The following is a 13,697-nucleotide window of genomic DNA, read 5'->3' on the forward strand; positions in this document are numbered from 1 at the left end:
CCGCGCTGTGTAAGAAAAAAGGATGCAATGTGAATTTATGTAAGATTGTTTAAATATTGGCGAGGTAATAAAAGGGGGATTAATCCTAAAGCTCGGAAAAGTCCGAGCGGGAATATCCTTAAATTTGGTAGTTCTGGTCATTAAGGAAAATATATTTGCGTTTAGGAGGATATATCCAATAGCCCGCAGGGTTGTTGTGGCTATAGCGGAGCGACGCCTCAGCGCGTGCGAAAAGGAGTTATCAAAGCCGCAGACATGTGCTACTAAGACGGAGCACATCATAAAAAATAAGGTTAGATAAGAATGTCTGTCAATAAACTCGCCAGCAGCGCGCAGGGCCTGCAATCATCAGCCATCCGTGAATTATTAAAACACAGCAAAATGGCGGGCGTGATTTCGCTGGGCGGCGGTATTCCCAATCCTGAGCTTTTCGATCACGAAGGCCTGAAAATGGCCGCTGATGCCGTCTTATCCCAGCACTTTGGCGAGGCCTTTCAATACGGGCTGACCGAGGGCGTGCCGGGGCTGCGCGAGGAAATTCAGAAGATCTGCGCCGGGCGCGGTATTTCCTGTCACGCTGACGACGTGGTTATTACGTCCGGTTCGCAACAATCTCTCGACGTCCTGGCGCGCGCATTAATTAATCCGGGCGATATTGTCGTCGTAGAACGTCCTACTTATCTGGCCGCGCTGCAGGTATTTGGCCTGGCGCAGGCGCAGTTTGAATCCGTGGGCACCGACGGGGATGGAATGATTGTCGACGAGCTCGAAGCGCTGGTGGCAAATAAGACCATCAAAGCGGTCTATATCGTTCCGACGTTTGGTAACCCCGGCGGCGTAACGCTTTCTGAAACCCGCCGTAAACAGCTGGTGGAATTATCTAAACGCTATGACTTCGTTATTATTGAGGACGACCCGTACAGCGAAATCAGCTATACCGACGACGTATTCCGTCCGCTGATTGCGCACGCCAAAGATATTGGCAACGAAGATAACGTGGTCTATACCTCCACCTTTTCGAAAATCCTCGCGCCGGGAACCCGCGTGGGCTGGGTGCTGGTGCCCGAGTGGCTGAAACGCGCGGTGGTGAATCTGAAGCAAACCACCGACCTGCACACCAGCACGCTCTCGCAGCTTATGACCTACGAGTATCTGAAAACCGGCCGCCTGGCCGGGCAGATCGCGACGATCCGCGAGGCATACCGTCAAAAATACCGGACCTTCGCAAGCGAGCTGGAGGCGGAGCTGGGCGATGTGATGTCGTTCCACAAGCCGAAGGGCGGGATGTTCCTGTGGGCGAAAATGAACAACGGCATCAACACGACGCGCTGGCTGGAAAAAACCTTAGGCAACGGCGTGGTGTTTGTACCGGGTGAGTTCTTCTACTGCAGCGCGCCAGACCATGCGACGCTGCGTATGTCCTTCGTGACGCCAACGGATGAACAGCTGAAAGAAGCGGTAAGACGTTTGAAAGCGTCGCTGTAATACCGCGCGGGGGATGATTCTGCATACAATTTAATCGATGAAGGCGAAACAGTGTTTTAAAAACTTCACGTTAACTTGCGCAGGATCATACCTCTGGCATGTTTTTGGATTGTATTCGAATAGTTATACCTAAATTAACATTTTCTAACTAATTCATTCCGCATGAATTTTTTGTGAGGATCGCACTTTTTGTATTATCATTTTTAGGATTACTCTTACACTTGCTGCCCATATTCTTATTTGCATCTCAATCACTTTGATCTGAATAATGTCTCATGGAATAAGCACGGTGGTTAGATAGTTTTTGGCAATAGCACAGGGTTAAATCTATTCACAGGCTTTATTCCCGGAATATTATACATGGATCAGTATAAGGTTACGGACGATGATTATTTGTGTATCTGATAATGCCTGGTTCAGGATTGGGCTTAAAGAAATCGTACAAACCTGTCCGAAAGAGAAACGTGAACTCAGCTTTTTGAGCTTTAAAAAAGCGTACAGCATACTGAGTGATTTTGCGACCGACTCGCCGGTGACGATAATTATTGATTATTATATCGCCGATCATGGGTTATTACTGCTGCTATTAAAGTTAAAGCGTAAGAACGCGTTTGATAATATTCTCATTATTACCACCCATGAACGTATTGTTGACATTACCGAGAATATTTTGCTGGACTCTGTTGCGGATATTTTAATTGATAATAGCGAGTCGCGTGAAAAAATAGGCCGTTTTATGATTAAAGATAATGCGGGGCAGATTATTTCTAAATCCATCACCAACCGAACCTGGGCGATGATTAAGAAAAACTCAAATCTGACGCATCGGGAAATTGATCTGATGCCGTTTTTTATTACAGGGAAAGGTAATAAAGAGATCTCCCGGCAGGTGGATATCAGTGAAAAAATGGTGAGCATTCACCGGCGCAATATTTATACCAAGCTGCACGTTGATAGCCTGACGGGGCTGTATAACTATCTCACCACGGATATCAAAATGAGCTGAGAAGGATGCTCAGAGGGAAATGATTCGCTGTAATGTGCTACAAATTTAATACGTCATCGAGAATTGAATAACTTCATCGTTAATCGCCAGTTATATCGTCTTAAAAACAGAAGGAGCTGTATATGAAATTGAAATCACTTTGCGCGGCAATGGTTGTTATGGGTCTCGCTACCTCTTTTGCCCATGCGGCAGACGGCAAGCTCAAGTTTATTGGTAAAATTGGATCGTCAACCTGCCAGATATCGGGCGGTGCGGCAGCAGAAATCGATGTGCCAATGGGTACGGTGCCGGTTGAAAGGTTGCAAAGCGATGCCGAAGGCCCGGAAGTCGGCTTTGCCATCAATATGACGAACTGCAAACCGGGTACTTACTATCTGGTTCTCGACGGCGTGAGTCCGTCTGGTCAACAGAACATTCTTGATTTAGAAAACGCGGGTGATGCTTCTACGGCGAAAGGGGTGGGGATTAAAATTAAGGATATTGCCGATAAAAATATCACCCTATCCAAAACCCTTGATAAAGATGATGCCAGCATCACCATTACTGAGGCCGATAACGGCGGCGGCACGTTTTATCTGAAAGCAAACTATTTTGCCTACAACCAGAGCGCGTTAACCTCCGGGGAAGCAAACGCAACGGCCACCTTTACTATCGTACAACAGTAATATTAACGGAAGCAGGCCCGACGGGCCTGCTGTTAGGGTGGTAGCATGAAGTCACTCGCATTTATTCTATTGGCGTTATTTTCCGCATCGTCTTTTTCTGCCGTGCAGATTGAAAGCTCACGCGTTATCTATTCTGGCGAATATAAATCTGCCTCCCTGACGCTGCATAACGCATCGGAGAAAAATTATATCGTTCAGACCTGGCTCGATGAAGATGCTGATAAGCCAGGCAAAGAGATGGTCGTCACGCCGCCCGTTCTGAAAGTCAAACCCGACCAGAGTGCGGTATTGCGTTTTATCTATTCCGGTAAAGGACTGCCGACCGATCGTGAAAGCCTGTACTGGATTAACGTTCAGGAAATTCCCCCGCGCGCCAGCGAGCCGAACGTGATGCAGCTGGCAATCCGGACGCGCCTCAAGCTGTTTTATCGTCCAGCGGGCTTAAACGCCAGGCTTGAGGATCAGGTGAGTCATTTAACGTTCGTAAAGAACGCAGGCAATGTGGTCGTCAAAAATAACGGGCCGCTGCATATCAGCCTGAGTCAGCTAATTATTCAACCTCCTCAGTCGCAGCTGTTAAAACTGACCGCGCCGATGATTTCACCTTTTAGCAGTGAAACCATTACGTTTCCAAAAGGATCGCGGATCGTTGGCTTAACCTATATCAATGATTATGGCGGCATTGCTGACGTCAAAATAAATTAAGCCATCGTTGCGGGTTAGTTAATAATGTCATGGATGAACCATTATGCAACGAGCATGGATACCCTTATGTGCGCTCACCTCTTTGCTGGTTACCGGCAGCGAGTGCGCGGCGCAAAGTGAATATAACACCTCATTCTTTCACGGTAGCGGGGATCGGTCTTTCATTAATTTGATTGATCCTGATTCGGGCATTATTCCCGGAACCTATTCACTCGATATATATGTAAACCAGAAGCTGGTCGATCAGCGCGACGTCGAGATTGTGCGGGATAACGCCGATAAATCGCTTCGCCCCTGCATCAGCGCAGAACAGCTTCGCGACTGGTCCGTCGCCATTCCCCCTCAAGACGATGAGCGCTGTTATCCCCTCGAAAAGCGGATGACGGGGGCATCGATGGGCTTCACGATGGCGGAGCATCGCCTGGATATTCAGGTGCCCCAGCTTAGCATGCACACCCAGCCGCGCGGGGCGATCCCGTCTACGCGTTACGACGACGGCATTAACGCCGCCTTTGTAAACTACAACCTGGTGGCAAACAACGTCAGGAGCAGCGGCCAGGAGAGCCAGTACGCTTATCTTTATCTCAATAACGGCATCAATATCGGCGCGTGGCGCTTTCGTCATATGGCGAACCTGACAAAGCGAAGCGGGGAGGAGAGCCACTGGCAAAACGTCTCGTCCTGGGCGGAAAGGGCGCTTCCCTCGCTCAAGAGCCGCCTGCTGTTTGGGCAGGCGAGCACCGGCACGGTGTTATTCGACAGCATTCCTTTTCGCGGGGCGCAGCTGGCCTCGGAGCCATTGATGCGCGCGGAGAGCCAGTCGCGCTATGCGCCGATTGTCAGAGGCGTGGCGGAAAGCAACGCCCGCGTGGAGGTGCGGCAGAATAAATACCTGATCTACTCCACTAACGTACCGCCAGGCCCGTTCGCTTTTGACGATATTGTGCCGGTCAGCCAGAGCGGCGATCTGTTCGTGACGATTATCGAAACGGACGGACGCAAAACCAATCTGGTGATCCCCTATACCGTCCTGCCGGGCCTGGTGCGCAAGGGGCAGTGGAACTATGACGTCGCCGCGGGGAAGTACCATGACGGCGCGAATGGCTATGCCCCGGGATTTGCGGAAAGCCAGCTTTCCTACGGGATAAGCGATACGATCACCCTGTCTGGCGGCCTGCTTTCCGCCGAGCACTACCAGAGCGCGGCGCTGGGCGTCGGTCAAAATATGGGGCATTTTGGCGCGGTGTCGGTCGATCTTGCCTTGTCGGATACGCGTCTGGCGCGCGGTGATGCCGAGCAGGGGGGCAGCGCCCGCTTTCTCTACGCCAAGTCGTTTTTGGATTCCCGAACGGATTTCCAGGTGGCGGGCTACCGTTACTCGTCCTCCGGCTATTACGATTTTCAGGAATCGGTTCAGGAACGCCGCCGCTGGGACAATGGCCGGTACAAAACCTATTACTGGGACGACACCCGCCTGGACGATCCTGAGTGGGTGGTTTCAAAGCCTGAGGTCAGCTATGACGCCAGCTATGCCACCAAAAAATCCCGGCTGGATATCTCCATGAGCCAGCAGATTGGCGAGATAAGCCAGTTTTATCTGACGTTCAGCAGGCAAAATTACTGGAAAGGGGCCAAAACGGATACCTCCGTACAGTCGGGGCTCACCTCGCGGCTGGGTAACGTGACCTGGAGCCTTTACTATCAAAATACCCGTAACCATTACGCCTCGAATGACAGCAGCATCAACCTGCGGCTGTCGCTGCCGCTGAGCCTTGGCAGCCATCCGGCGACGGCGACCACGGATCTCCATGCCGATCGTGCCGGAAACGTCTCCTCTTCAGCCGGGCTAAGCGGGTCCATGCTGGAAGATAACCGCCTCAGCTATGCCGTGCAGGTAGAGCAGAATGATTCAGAACGCACGGCAGGCGACATGAGCATGGGCTACCGGGGCGGTGCCGGGAACCTGTGGCTGGGCTACTCCACGGCGGAAAATATGCAGCAGACGAGCATGAACCTCTCGGGCGGAATCGTTGCGCACCGCGGCGGGGTGACGCTATCGCAGCCGCCGGGCACCACGTTTAGCTTAATTGAAGCGCAGAACGCGGAGGGCGTGGGCGTCATGAATCAGACCGGCGTGCGGATCGACGCGTCGGGCTATGCGGTTGCGCCAAATGCGATCCCGTACCGCAACAACACCTGGTCGTTAGACACCCGTGATTTCCCGGACGATCTCGACGTGCCTCTGGCGACCCAGAATAACGTGCCTACCCGTGGCGCTATCACCCGGGTGACGTTTGAAACCTGGCGAGGGGAGAGCGTGCTGATCCACAGCAGGCGACCGGATAACAGCGTTCCACCGGTTGGGGCGCAAGCCTACAGCCGGGGCGATCGTAACAACGGCATCGTCGGAACGGATGGGGATATTTTTGTCTCTGGCGTAACGGCAGGGGAGACCATCACGATCCGCTGGGGCGAAGGGGCGGATGAGCAGTGCCGCATCCAGCTGCCAGACGGGCATCCGGTTGACCAGGCTGGCGCGGGATACCGTGAGATCGCCGCCATTTGTCGATAAAGGAGAAGGTAATGCAATTTCAAGGACGACACATACTCTACGCCGCCGTAGTGTTTTGCTTCGGGTTATTTTCTTCAACCGTGATGGCCCTGACCTGCAAGGCGCAGGGCTCGGTGAGTCAGTATGTGGCTATAGACAGCGTGATCAAGGCGTCCGTGGGGGATTTTGGCACCAACACCAAGATATGGGTTTCCGCGCCGATTACGGCGACGTTTACCTGTTCCGATACGGATAATTTCCCAAAAGGGGAAAGCGCCTTTTTATGGCTGGATCCGAAGGATGCGGTGAAAAATGTTCACAACTCGCTGGAGATCGGCATCACCTTCAGGAACGTTGATTACAAGCTGAAGAAGGGCGACAAGATCGAAATCGGTCCCGGCACGATGTGTACGCCTGACGGGAAGGGGGGCTGCACCTCGAAGGCCACTTCGCAGACCTTTTCCCTGACTTATCAGGTGTATATTAAAACGACGGGGCTGCCTGCTGCGTCGGATGGCAAGGTGATGGGCGACGTCAGCCTGTCGCTCTTTCAGGTGGATGGCGTAGGCGGCCTGCGGGGTGGAACTGTCACTCAGGACGGCAACTTTAACCTGACGATCACCGGGCTGGATAAAATCACCTTCCTGGCCTGCACGCCAAAAGTGATGCTGGTGCCCGATACGCTCGACTTTGGGGTCATCAACGGCAGCTGGGCCACGCCGGGGAAAATTGAGAAAACCAAACCTTTTACCCTGCAGGTTGATTTGACCCGCGAAGCCAGCGGTAAAACCTGCACCGGCGAGACGCTGCTCATGACCCTCGGCTCGACGAATCCGGTTAAGGATGGCGCGATTATCATGCCGGCGACGAACAGCGGCTTTGGCTTTATCATTTCCGCCAACAGCCTGATGGAGCCGCGCATCGCCTTGAACACGCCGCAGACGATAGGGGTAATTAGCGGCGATCGGCTTACGCGAGATTATTACGCGGGGTTTGTCTGGACGACGAACGCGCCCCTGTTAGGGGATTACAGCGCGACGGCCACCTTCACCGTAACGTTCAGGTAACGCCGTCGGGACTGCACCTGAGTTTAGAGGAGGCCTTTCTGCGCGAAGGTGACGCGCGTGGCCTCGTTCAAATCCAGCGATTTCAACGACGCCGGGCGCACCCAGGCAATTTCCTGAAACTCTTCGTTGAAGGTTACGCTGCGGTTGGCGCTGATGCAGTCGAAGATCAGGTAAATCATATAAATTTCTTCCGTGGTGCCGTCGGCATAGGTTTTCACCCGTATGTCATCGCGGAAGGCCCAGGGCTTCACCTCGGTAATCTCCAGCGCGTCCCCCAGCTCCTCGCGGATTTCGCGGCGCAGCGCCTGTTCCATCGTTTCGCCGGGCTCCATTCCACCGCCGGAGAGCGCCCACTGGCCGGGGAACACGCCGCGATCGTCGGCCATTTTGCACAGCAGATAAGCCCCGTCGTTCTGAATGATGGGGCAGACAATAGAACGTTGACGCATGGTTTCTTCCTGAAAGATGAGTAAGTTAACACCGTGCCTTTTAGGCCACGTCGGGCTGGCCTGATTTTCGTTTTGCAATGATTTCAGCCGCTGTCTTAATACGGCTTAACTCTTCCTGAGTCCGTGAGTCAGTTTGCGCTTCCCATATTTCAACGTTGAGCTGCAGGTTCAGCCAAAACTCAATCGTGGTATCAAACGCTTTAGCCAGCCTGATCGCCATATCAGCAGTTAGTTTACGATTATTATTGACCAGAGCGCTGATGGTGTTTCGGTGCACGTTAAGCATGTCTGCAAGGTCGCTAATTTTCAGATTGAGCGGCTCAAGATATTCATATTGCAAGACATCGCCCGGCGTGGTGGGTTTGCGTAGTGCCTGTTGTAGAGTCATATGGGATACCTCATTTGTGTGGCGTGTACTTGTGTGCTGAGAGGTAGAGATCGTTTGCTTTGCCCTCTGTCCACCGGAAAACCAGCCTGTATTGCCTGTTTACGCGAATTGATGAAAATCCTGCGAGTGGGGGATTCAACAATTCATACATATTCCCTGGCGGGGATCTTAGATCCCGGTGAGAGGTTGCTGCGTTGATGATATCTAGCTTTCTCGCCAGGGCAGATTCCAGGCTCGCTGGAATGATGTTGCATGATTTTCCATAGAGAAAGAAATCCATAAGCCATTGATCGCGAAAATGATTAATCATAATACTGGTTAGCTCCGATCCGTGAAGCTGAGTGGATATTAATGCACTCCCGCACTGTGCGCAAGTGCAATATTTGGTGCGAGAATAATATACCTGGAGTAGGACTTGAGGAAAGCCGACGGCGACATAGAAAGATGATTCTTCGAGGCGGATTCAGGGAATATGTATACGATTGCCGATTTTCCCCTCACCCTAACCTTCTCCCCAGAGGGGCGAGGGGATTGATTGTGCAGTTTGAGGTTTTGTAGGCCGGGTAAGGCGTAGCCGCCACCCGGCAATGTATCACCGCTCCCTCAGCGCCTCTTTCGCCCGGTTAAACGGCTTGATCATATAATCCAGCACCGTTTTTTCCCCGGTCTTGATATCCACCGTCGCGATCATCCCCGGCACGATCGAAAAATGCCTGCCCGCCTTATTCACCAGGTAATCCTGGCTGGTGCGGATAAACACGCGGTAGTAGAACACTTCAGGCTTGGCCTCGTCCTGAATGGTGTCCGGCGAAATGGTTTCGACCACGCCGTGCAGCCCGCCGTAGATGGCATAATCGTACGCGGTGATCTTCACCAGCGCTTCCTGGTTAGGGTGGATAAAGGCAATATCGCGCGGCGACAGGCGGGTTTCAATCAGCAGATGATCGTCCACCGGCACGATCTCCATCAGCTCTCCGTTGGGGGGAATGACGCCGCCGATGGTGGTGACTTTGATGTTTTTCACGATCCCGCGCACGGGCGATTTCACCGTCAGGCGCGTGACGGAGTCCTCACGCCCCTTCAGTACCGCCGACACCATATCCACTTCCGCGTTGGCTTTGGATAACGCTTCGCGGGCCTGCACGTAATACTGCGAGCGCACGTCGGTCAGCTTCAGCTCCAGGTCGCTTTTTTGCCGCTGCAGGCGCAGCACTTCAACGTGGCTCGCCGCGCCGGTTTTTACCAGACGCTGGGTGATCGCCAGCTCTTTATTCGCGAGATCTAACGCTGCGCGCAGCTCGCGCTGGGTATCCTCCAGCTGCGCGCGGCGGGAGTTGTAGAGCCGGGTTTCGGCGGCGATCAGATCCGTCCATTTCGCCAGCGAAGGGGGAAACTTCAGCGGCAGATCGTTCACCTCGGCGTATAAACGCACGCTGGAGGCCAGCGATGCCCGATAGCGCGCGGCGCTCTCCCCAACGTTCGATTCCGATCGCGTCGGGTCCAGCCGCGCCAGCACCTGTCCGGCCTGCACCTGATCGCCCTCGTGAACGTTAAGCTCGGTCAGAATACCGCCGTCGAGCGACTGCAAAACCTGCTCGCGCGAGCTGGGGATCACCTTGCCCGTTCCGGTTGAGACTTCATCCAGCACGCCAAACCACGCCCAGATCCCAACGGCAACAAACAATAACAGAGAGAAGATGACGATCCGCCGCGCGCCGGTGTAGCCGCTTTCGGAGTCGAGCGCGTTGTCCAGGTCGTCCATGGCGGCAACGTCACGCTGATTGATTTTCATTTTTCCACTCCCGTCCGGTTGCCTGCTGCTGTTGCTGCATGCGGCTGTTGCTCAGCGCCTGCGCTTTCGGGGCGTCCATTACCAGCATGCCCTCTTTCAGTACCACTACGCGCTCGACCAGCTCCAGCACCGGCACGCGGTGGGTGGCGACGACAAGCGTGCGGTTGCCGAGCCAGGCCCCCAGACGCTGGATAAATTCCCGTTCGGTGTGTTCATCAAGCGACGCGGTGGGTTCATCCATCAGCACGATATTCGGGTCGCGCAGGAGCATGCGCGCCAGCAGGATAGACTGCCGCTGCCCGCCCGATAACCCCACGCCGTTCTCCATAATCGGATAGTCCAGCCCCTTCGGCAGCTTCTGCACAAAGCCCGCTGCGCCGCACATCTCCAGCACCTCGAAGATCTCTTCATCCGTGGCGCGCGGCATGCCGAGCGTGATGTTCTCCCGCAGGCTGCCGTAAAACAGCCGCGCGTTCTGGGTCATAAAGCCGACGTTACGCCGCACGTCCGCCACGTCCAGATGCGGCAGGCTGAAGTTGTCGAGCCGCAGCTCCCCTGCGGCCAGATCCATCCCCCCGGCCATGGCCTGCAGCAGGGTCGATTTGCCCGCGCCGTTGCGCCCGAGGATCGCCACTTTCTCACCCGGCCTGATCTCCAGGCGGTTGATGCGCAGCGCCATGCGCGGATCTTCCGGGTGATAGCGGAACTGCGCCTGCTCGAACAGGTAGTGGCCGCGCAGCACGTCCTGGCGGATCGGCGTCTCTTCGCGCTGGTTTTCGGTGGGCAGCTGCATGATGCTGTCCAGACCTTCCTTCGCCGCTTTCACCTGCTGCCAGCGGGCGAGCACGCCGCACAGGGTCGCCATCGGGGCGATCATGCGCGAGGCCAGCATCGAAGCGGCCACCACCGAACCGGTGGTTAAGGTGCCGTCGATCACCATGGGCGCACCGACCACGATGACGCCTGCGTAGACGAGACTCTGGATGGTCATCCCCCAGCTGATCAGGTTTTGCGTCAGCTCGCGGGTGCGCAGGCCGGACTCTGCGGTGATCTGGATATAGCTGTTCCACTGCTGCAAAAAGCGGTTTTCCGCCTGCATCAGCTTAATGTCCTCCAGCCCCTGCACGCTCTCCACCAGCACCGCGTTGCGCAGGGTGGATTCATGCGCGGACTGCTTCGCCAGCTCCGCCAGCTTCTTTTGCAGCAGCAGGCCGGGGAGCACCATGATCACTGCCGCGACCGGGGCGATCCACGCCAGCTGCGGAGCGATGATCGCCAGCACCACCACGAACAGGAGGAAGAACGGCAGATCGACAATGGTCGAGATGGTGGAGGAGGTGACCATCTCGCGGATCTGCTCCAGCTCGCGCAGCTGCGAGATAAAGCTGCCGGTGGAGCGGGGGATCGCGCTGTTGCGCAGGCGCAGGGCGTGGCCGAATACGCGATCCGACACCCGCAGATCCGATCGCTTGCCCAGCAGATCCATAATGTGCCCGCGCGCCACGCGCAGCACGAAGCCAAACAGGGTAGCAATCAGCACCCCGATGGTCAGCACGTAGAGCGTGGGGTAGGACTGAGCGGGGATCACCCGGTCATACACCTGCATGGAAAAGACAATCCCCGACAGCGACAGCACGTTGATAAACAGCGCCGCCAGCATCACCCAGCTGTAGGGGCGGAGGTCGCGCATGACCAGGCGATAAAGCCAGTCCGGGCGGTATTTGGAGATATAGGCATCAACGCGGCTGTCCTTCAGCGCCGCCAGCGGGCGCAGGGCGATAACGTGGCGGATGGCGGGCAGCATCGCGCTCATCGACAGGCGGTTGGTGTGCGTTTTGCCGTCGAAAAAGATCACCTCAAGGGTGTCCTCGCCGTCGAAATGCTCGATGACGCCGATTTTGCCTTCGTCCAGCGCCACGACTACCGGCAGCCGCCAGCTGTTGATGGACTGCTGATCCGCCGTGAGCAGCTGAAACGACAGCCCGGCCTCGCGGGCGAGCTGGGTCAGCGCCGGAACCATAGGTTTACCCTTCAGCCACGGGGCGCCCGCGATCAGCGCCCCGGGCGAGCAGGCCACGCGGTAGCGGGTGGCGACATAGCCAAACGCCTGCGCCCACTGTTCCAGCTCCTCGTCCGTTACGATCTCACCCTGCGGGATGTCACTTTGCTTCATGGCTGGATCTCCACGGTCTGGATGGTGCGGTTGTCAAGATCGAAGGAATGGCGCAGGCGTCCGGTGTTGTACAGGCAGTTCAGCTGAAGCTGATGCAGCTGTCCGGCGGTCTGCTGCTGGGTGAAGCGCGCCTGGTAGACCTCCTGCTCGGCGTTGAGGACGTCGAGCAGCGGGCGCGAGCCGAGATCGAGATACTGCTGCTGATAAAGCTCGCGGGTGCGGGCGCTTAGCGCCTCCTGGCGTCCCTGAATTTGCAGGGTGCTCATCAGGCTCATGACCTGGCTGCGGGCTTCCAGCAATTTTTGCCGGACGTCGAGGCGCGTGCGCTGAATGGTGGACTGCGCGGATTCCACCGCATGTCCGGCAGCGTTACGCCTGGCGGTGAGGCCGCCTCCCTGATAGAGCGGCATCTGCACCTTTACCCACGCGGAATACTGAGTGCGGTCCCGCGTCTCGCTGCCCGCGTAGCGGTCGTTAAGGTAGTGGCGCACTTCCGGTTCGAGCGAAATGGTCGGCGTCATCTGCGCGTTGGCATTGTCCAGGTTGGCCTGCGCGACGTTAGCCTGCGCCCAGGCCGCCAGTACGGCGGGCACCAGACGATCGTCCGGCTCGGCGATGTCGCAGCTGCGGGCCAGGCTTTGCGGGAAGTCGTTGCTGACCTCGTTCAGGTTGTTCCAGCCGAGAAAGCTCATCAGCGTGGCGCGGGAGCTGTCGAGGCTGGCCTGATACTGCATCAGCTGCGCGCGGGCGCCTTCGATACGGGCGTCGGTCTGCACCACGTCAGAGAGCGAGGTGGCCCCCTCGTCGTTGCGCAGCTTCGTCAGCTTTCCGATCGAGGAGAGGGCGTCGAGCTGCTCTTTCGCGGTCTCCACCATCTGCTGCCAGGTTTGCACTTGCACCATGGCGATGGCGGTGTCGTGGGCGATGGTGTCGATGCTCACCAGCACATTAGCCTGCTGCTGGGCGACGCCCGCGCTTTCGGCGCGCACCTGGCTTGCCACTTTGCCAAAGTCGTAGAGCATTTGCGAAAGGGAGAGCACCAGCGACGGCGTAAAACCGTTGTCGCTGCCGTCGTGGGTGTAGCCGTTTTCCATTCCGGCGTTGACCTGCGGATAGTATTTCGATCTGGCGACGTCCACGTTTTCGCTCTGCTGGTAGAGTTTCCCCACCGCTTCGCTGATGGCGGGGTGCCAGGTAACGGCGCGATTCACCGCTTCACCCAGCTGGAGCGTGCCGGGGGCGGCGTTGCCCGGCATGGGGGCCACGCGACCATTCAAAGAGGGGAGTTCCTGCGTTTCGCGCAGTTGTTCAGTATTGATCGTCGCCGCCGGGTTGGCGGCCGTTGCGGGCACAGATATCAGGCAGCACGAGAGCCACCAGTAAGGCATCTTCTTTCCCATGTCTTATCCCTAATAA

Annotated in this window: 12 protein-coding genes; 6 read left to right on the forward strand and 6 right to left on the reverse strand. The window is 56.0% G+C overall.

The features are described from left to right. Positions 1-303 precede the first annotated feature (303 nt). The 6 genes from E0L20_RS09890 (at position 304) to E0L20_RS09915 (ending at position 7,479) form a co-directional block, all read left to right on the forward strand. Positions 304-1,485: an aminotransferase-like domain-containing protein gene (locus tag E0L20_RS09890; RefSeq protein WP_131633803.1), complete on the forward strand. Its 1,182-nt coding sequence runs from the start codon at positions 304-306 to the stop codon at positions 1,483-1,485. A 385-nt stretch (positions 1,486-1,870) separates the two neighbouring features. Continuing rightward, positions 1,871-2,491: a LuxR C-terminal-related transcriptional regulator gene (locus E0L20_RS09895; RefSeq protein ID WP_131633804.1), complete on the forward strand. Its 621-nt coding sequence runs from the start codon at positions 1,871-1,873 to the stop codon at positions 2,489-2,491. Between the two features lie 122 nt (positions 2,492-2,613). Next, positions 2,614-3,156: a fimbrial protein gene (locus E0L20_RS09900; RefSeq protein WP_131633805.1), complete on the forward strand. Its 543-nt coding sequence runs from the start codon at positions 2,614-2,616 to the stop codon at positions 3,154-3,156. A gap of 45 nt (positions 3,157-3,201) precedes the next feature. Continuing rightward, entirely contained in the window at positions 3,202-3,861 is a 660-nt protein-coding gene (locus E0L20_RS09905; RefSeq protein WP_131633806.1) for a fimbrial biogenesis chaperone, read from the forward strand. A 43-nt stretch (positions 3,862-3,904) separates the two neighbouring features. Further along, positions 3,905-6,433, forward strand: a complete 2,529-nt coding sequence (locus E0L20_RS09910; protein ID WP_131633807.1) for a fimbria/pilus outer membrane usher protein — start codon at positions 3,905-3,907, stop codon at positions 6,431-6,433. 11 nt (positions 6,434-6,444) lie between these two features. Then, complete coding sequence (locus E0L20_RS09915) at positions 6,445-7,479, forward strand: fimbrial protein (protein WP_131633808.1); 1,035 nt, start codon at positions 6,445-6,447, stop codon at positions 7,477-7,479. A gap of 23 nt (positions 7,480-7,502) precedes the next feature. Here the strand turns inward: E0L20_RS09915 and nudI are convergent, their stop codons facing one another. The 6 genes from nudI to E0L20_RS09945 all read right to left on the reverse strand — a co-directional run bounded on the left by nudI (position 7,503) and on the right by E0L20_RS09945 (position 13,681). Next, the gene (nudI, locus tag E0L20_RS09920) at positions 7,503-7,928 is read right to left on the reverse strand and encodes a nucleoside triphosphatase NudI (RefSeq protein ID WP_131633809.1); all 426 of its coding nucleotides are present in this window, start codon (positions 7,926-7,928) and stop codon (positions 7,503-7,505) included. A gap of 40 nt (positions 7,929-7,968) precedes the next feature. Then, positions 7,969-8,316, reverse strand: coding sequence for a HigA family addiction module antitoxin (locus tag E0L20_RS09925; protein ID WP_131633810.1), 348 nt, complete (start codon positions 8,314-8,316; stop codon positions 7,969-7,971). A 10-nt stretch (positions 8,317-8,326) separates the two neighbouring features. Continuing rightward, complete coding sequence (locus E0L20_RS09930; RefSeq protein WP_131633811.1) at positions 8,327-8,626, reverse strand: type II toxin-antitoxin system RelE/ParE family toxin; 300 nt, start codon at positions 8,624-8,626, stop codon at positions 8,327-8,329. 282 nt (positions 8,627-8,908) lie between these two features. Then, positions 8,909-10,078: a beta-barrel domain-containing protein gene (locus E0L20_RS09935; protein WP_131633855.1), complete on the reverse strand. Its 1,170-nt coding sequence runs from the start codon at positions 10,076-10,078 to the stop codon at positions 8,909-8,911. Between the two features lie 10 nt (positions 10,079-10,088). Then, positions 10,089-12,281 (reverse strand): type I secretion system permease/ATPase, encoded by a 2,193-nt coding sequence (locus E0L20_RS09940; protein WP_131633812.1) that lies wholly within the window; start codon positions 12,279-12,281, stop codon positions 10,089-10,091. Further along, positions 12,278-13,681 (reverse strand): TolC family outer membrane protein, encoded by a 1,404-nt coding sequence (locus E0L20_RS09945; RefSeq protein WP_131633813.1) that lies wholly within the window; start codon positions 13,679-13,681, stop codon positions 12,278-12,280. The genes E0L20_RS09940 and E0L20_RS09945 overlap by 4 nt, the downstream gene beginning before the upstream one ends. Positions 13,682-13,697 lie beyond the last annotated feature (16 nt).

This window comes from Enterobacter wuhouensis, from assembly GCF_004331265.1.
In the GTDB taxonomy this organism is placed as follows: Bacteria; Pseudomonadota; Gammaproteobacteria; order Enterobacterales; family Enterobacteriaceae; genus Enterobacter; species Enterobacter wuhouensis.

What these genes read in the sequence shown, in the direction of transcription:
- E0L20_RS09910 (WP_131633807.1), top strand. Translation starts at nt 3,905, where the DNA reads ATGCAACGAGCATGGATACCCTTATGTGCGCTCACCTCTTTGCTGGTT.
- E0L20_RS09935 (WP_131633855.1), bottom strand. Translation starts at nt 10,078, where the DNA reads ATGGACGACCTGGACAACGCGCTCGACTCCGAAAGCGGCTACACCGGC.
- E0L20_RS09905 (WP_131633806.1), top strand. Translation starts at nt 3,202, where the DNA reads ATGAAGTCACTCGCATTTATTCTATTGGCGTTATTTTCCGCATCGTCT.
- E0L20_RS09930 (WP_131633811.1), bottom strand. Translation starts at nt 8,626, where the DNA reads ATGATTAATCATTTTCGCGATCAATGGCTTATGGATTTCTTTCTCTAT.
- E0L20_RS09925 (WP_131633810.1), bottom strand. Translation starts at nt 8,316, where the DNA reads ATGACTCTACAACAGGCACTACGCAAACCCACCACGCCGGGCGATGTC.
- E0L20_RS09940 (WP_131633812.1), bottom strand. Translation starts at nt 12,281, where the DNA reads ATGAAGCAAAGTGACATCCCGCAGGGTGAGATCGTAACGGACGAGGAG.
- E0L20_RS09900 (WP_131633805.1), top strand. Translation starts at nt 2,614, where the DNA reads ATGAAATTGAAATCACTTTGCGCGGCAATGGTTGTTATGGGTCTCGCT.
- E0L20_RS09945 (WP_131633813.1), bottom strand. Translation starts at nt 13,681, where the DNA reads ATGGGAAAGAAGATGCCTTACTGGTGGCTCTCGTGCTGCCTGATATCT.
- E0L20_RS09915 (WP_131633808.1), top strand. Translation starts at nt 6,445, where the DNA reads ATGCAATTTCAAGGACGACACATACTCTACGCCGCCGTAGTGTTTTGC.
- nudI (WP_131633809.1), bottom strand. Translation starts at nt 7,928, where the DNA reads ATGCGTCAACGTTCTATTGTCTGCCCCATCATTCAGAACGACGGGGCT.
- E0L20_RS09895 (WP_131633804.1), top strand. Translation starts at nt 1,871, where the DNA reads ATGATTATTTGTGTATCTGATAATGCCTGGTTCAGGATTGGGCTTAAA.
- E0L20_RS09890 (WP_131633803.1), top strand. Translation starts at nt 304, where the DNA reads ATGTCTGTCAATAAACTCGCCAGCAGCGCGCAGGGCCTGCAATCATCA.